This window comes from Flavobacterium rhizosphaerae, assembly GCF_046000445.1.
Lineage (GTDB): Bacteria > Bacteroidota > Bacteroidia > Flavobacteriales > Flavobacteriaceae > Flavobacterium > Flavobacterium rhizosphaerae.
This window is the reverse complement of the sequence record NZ_JBELPZ010000035.1, coordinates 1-2903: the sequence shown is the minus strand read 5'-3', so window position 1 is coordinate 2903 and position 2903 is coordinate 1. Positions and strand designations below refer to the sequence as shown.

Here is a 2903-nt window from a genome sequence, read left to right as displayed (position 1 = left end):
AAAAGCAAAAGACTACGGCATAATGGCTTTGCTCGCCCACTCACAAACCCACCCCTGGGACTTATTCCGTTTCCTTTTGTTTTCCCGCTTTACCCGCACTGTTTACCTGCTTTCTTTTTCCGGTTTTCTTTTGGGAAAAAGTTATGCGGAGCGCAAGCGATGCAGGACTGTAACAGATGGGAGGACTGGCAGAAGATACAAAAACGATTGTATCATTTAAACAACAACGATTATGACAATTATCGGAAGAGTGACAAGGGATGCGCAGGTGCGCAGCCTGTCAAACAACAAAAGTGTAGTGAGTTTTTCGGTAGCCGTGAACCACGACTACAAAGCGAAAAACGGGGAGCGTGTAACCCAAACGGAATTTTTCGACTGTGCCTACTGGTTTTCGACAGGCATAGCGCAGTACCTGACTAAGGGCAGCCTTGTAGAACTTGCAGGGCGTGTATCTGCCCGTGCGTGGATGGGCAACGATGGGCAGCCTAAAGCGGGGCTGAACTTCAACACCACCGACATTAAACTGCATGGGGGCAGCAACAAAGCTGAAACGCAGGCAGGACAGCCACAAACTGAAAAACAGACACAGCCTTTAAACCAGACCGCAGCAAACGCAGCACCCGTGTACGAAGCCGAAGTAGTACCTAATGGTACAGCCCCTGACGATGACCTCCCATTCTAAAACCGTTTAACCTTTGAATTGTAACATCATGGCACATAATATAAATTTCAATGAAGCAACAGGGCAACATGCCTTTATGAGTGTAAAGCAGCCCGCATGGCATGGGCTTGGGCAGATAGTGGAAAACTACCCTACAAGCCGTGAAGCAATAGCCTTTGCAGGCTTGGACTACGAAGTAACCAAAGCCCCGATTTTCGCAAGGGGCGCAGGTGATTTCGACACCTACCCCGTACCTGACCAGTTCGCCACAATGCGCACCGACACCAAAGCCGTGTTTGGCGTGGTAGGCAAAGACTACCAAATCGTGCAAAATAGTGATGCGTTTGCTTTCTTCGATGCCATTGTAGACGGTGGCGAGGGCATACTGTATGAGACCGCAGGCGCACTCGGCAACGGGGAACGCGTTTTTATTACCGCTAAGCTGCCCGGCTACATCCGTGTGGGCAACGGGGACGATGTAACCCAAAAGTATATTTTCCTGACCACCTCCCACGATGGCAGCGGAAGCATTACGGCAGCATTTACGCCCGTGCGCATCGTATGCCAAAACACCCTGAACGCTGCGCTGCGCAATGCAACCAATGTAGTACGCATACGCCATACCGCAGGGGCTAAGGAACGTTTGGAACAGGCGCACAAAGTGATGGGCGTTGCCGATACCCTGTCGTTGCAGTTAGAGGGCATTTTTAACCAATGGGCAAACGTGCGCATTGCCGATAAACAGGTAAAACAACTCATACAGTTGGCACTATGCCCTAATAAAGAAACCTACAACCTCTTAAAGAACGGGGCTACCGAGGAACTTTCGAGCATGTACAAAAATGCCTGTGATGCTGCCTTTGAGTATGCTATGGCAGACGATACTCAAACGATGGCTACCACCAAAGGCACTTTGTTTGGCGCCTACAATGCCGTGACGGGCTATTACCAAAATGTGCGCAGCTTCAAAACGGGCGAGGACAAACTCAAAAGCATCTGTTTGGGCGGTACAGCGCAGGCACGGGGGCAGAAAGCCTTTGACCTGTGCGGGGATTTTGACAAAGGCGGGGCAGCTGCCCTGCAATTTAACTAATATTAACCGCTGCACCGCTAAGCGGTGCAGCATAAAATTTTAAGTTATGAGCGTATTAGCACAAACCACAGAACGCAAGGCAGTAACAACCCTTAAAAAAGTACTGCCGATTATGGAAAGGCTTGACCATGTGGCAATGACCGCAGCCGATGCCTTTGACACCGCAACCGCCCTGAACCTGATTAGGCGTGTAATAGAAAGTAACCCCGAACCGAAACGTAAACCAAAAAGATAAATGCCATGCCAGTAACGAATTTTTTTGCCCATATCGCAGCGATTCCCTTTGAGGGCTGCCTGAACATTACCGTCAGAAAGGACGGGGAACAACTGACCACCTCCGTATTGCTGCAAAATGACGGCTGCGGGGATGCTGCCAAAAACCATATACCACCCCTGATACTTAAGGGCAGCGCAAAGGAATTATGTGAGGGCTTCTTTGATGCCATTGCCACACCTGTTGCCGAAAGTTCTAAACTGCTCGTGAATATGGAAGCCTACCTGAAAGGGCAGGAAACCGCCAAAAAAAATGCAGCGATGGAGAAGAAGAAAACCGAAAAAGCGGACAAAGCTGCAAAATCAGACAAGCCCGCCACGCCCGAGGAAATCAAAGCAATGAAATACAGGGGCATTATGGCGGAAGTCGACAAACTCGAACAAGCAGGCAAGTTTAAGGATGCTTGGGTAAAAGTGCCGCAGGCTTCCGAGTTCCCCGACAAAGCCGAGGAAATACGCAACCGCAGGGCAAGCCTGTCGGCTCAATTCAGCCCCGACTTGTTCGCAGCAGGGCAGCCTGCCACAGAAGTACTAAACGTTGAACCTAAAACCGAGCAAGATGCTACAGACCACACTACTGCCGAGGGTGTTCCTGATGAAGGACAAGGGCAATGAATTTACCCTGACCGACCCCGACCCGAAATGGAGCGTAGAAGCCGTGATGCATTTCTATGCGAATACCTACCCGACACTAACGACTGCCAAGACAGTCGGACCTGAAATTACAAACGATACCGTACAGTACCGTTTTGAAACCACTATGGGTACGAAAGGATAATAAAACCTAACGTTATGGATTATGCAAAAGATAATAGCGGGGCAGTTACGGCTGCCCCAAAACAAAAGGCAAAAGCTGCTGCACAAAAACGCAGGCGA

Annotated in this window: 6 protein-coding genes; all 6 read left to right on the top strand. The window is 49.8% G+C overall.

The genetic code is table 11. The features are described 5' to 3' along the window. Nucleotides 1-220 (top strand): hypothetical protein (locus tag ABS766_RS16665; protein ID WP_408086332.1); only part of this gene is annotated, 220 nt, incomplete at its 5' end. Between the two features lie 12 nt (nt 221-232). Next, entirely contained in the window at nt 233-682 is a 450-nt protein-coding gene (locus ABS766_RS16660) for a single-stranded DNA-binding protein (RefSeq protein WP_408086331.1), read from the top strand. Nucleotides 683-710: 28 nt separating this feature from the next. Beyond that, complete coding sequence (locus tag ABS766_RS16655) at nt 711-1754, top strand: DUF932 domain-containing protein (protein ID WP_408086330.1); 1044 nt, start codon at nt 711-713, stop codon at nt 1752-1754. 46 nt (nt 1755-1800) lie between these two features. After that, nucleotides 1801-1989: a hypothetical protein gene (locus tag ABS766_RS16650; RefSeq protein WP_408086329.1), complete on the top strand. Its 189-nt coding sequence runs from the start codon at nt 1801-1803 to the stop codon at nt 1987-1989. Nucleotides 1990-1994: 5 nt separating this feature from the next. Beyond that, on the top strand, nt 1995-2642 hold the full coding sequence (locus ABS766_RS16645; RefSeq protein WP_408086328.1) for a prtrc system protein e: 648 nt from the start codon (nt 1995-1997) through the stop codon (nt 2640-2642). Beyond that, nucleotides 2587-2805, top strand: coding sequence for a PRTRC system protein C (locus tag ABS766_RS16640; protein ID WP_408086327.1), 219 nt, complete (start codon nt 2587-2589; stop codon nt 2803-2805). Before ABS766_RS16645 ends, ABS766_RS16640 begins: the two co-directional genes overlap by 56 nt. Nucleotides 2806-2903: the final 98 nt, after the last annotated feature.

Coding starts and splice junctions, on each gene's coding strand:
- ABS766_RS16660 (WP_408086331.1), top strand. CDS start 233: ATGACAATTATCGGAAGAGTGACAAGGGATGCGCAGGTGCGCAGCCTG.
- ABS766_RS16655 (WP_408086330.1), top strand. CDS start 711: ATGGCACATAATATAAATTTCAATGAAGCAACAGGGCAACATGCCTTT.
- ABS766_RS16650 (WP_408086329.1), top strand. CDS start 1,801: ATGAGCGTATTAGCACAAACCACAGAACGCAAGGCAGTAACAACCCTT.
- ABS766_RS16645 (WP_408086328.1), top strand. CDS start 1,995: ATGCCAGTAACGAATTTTTTTGCCCATATCGCAGCGATTCCCTTTGAG.
- ABS766_RS16640 (WP_408086327.1), top strand. CDS start 2,587: ATGCTACAGACCACACTACTGCCGAGGGTGTTCCTGATGAAGGACAAG.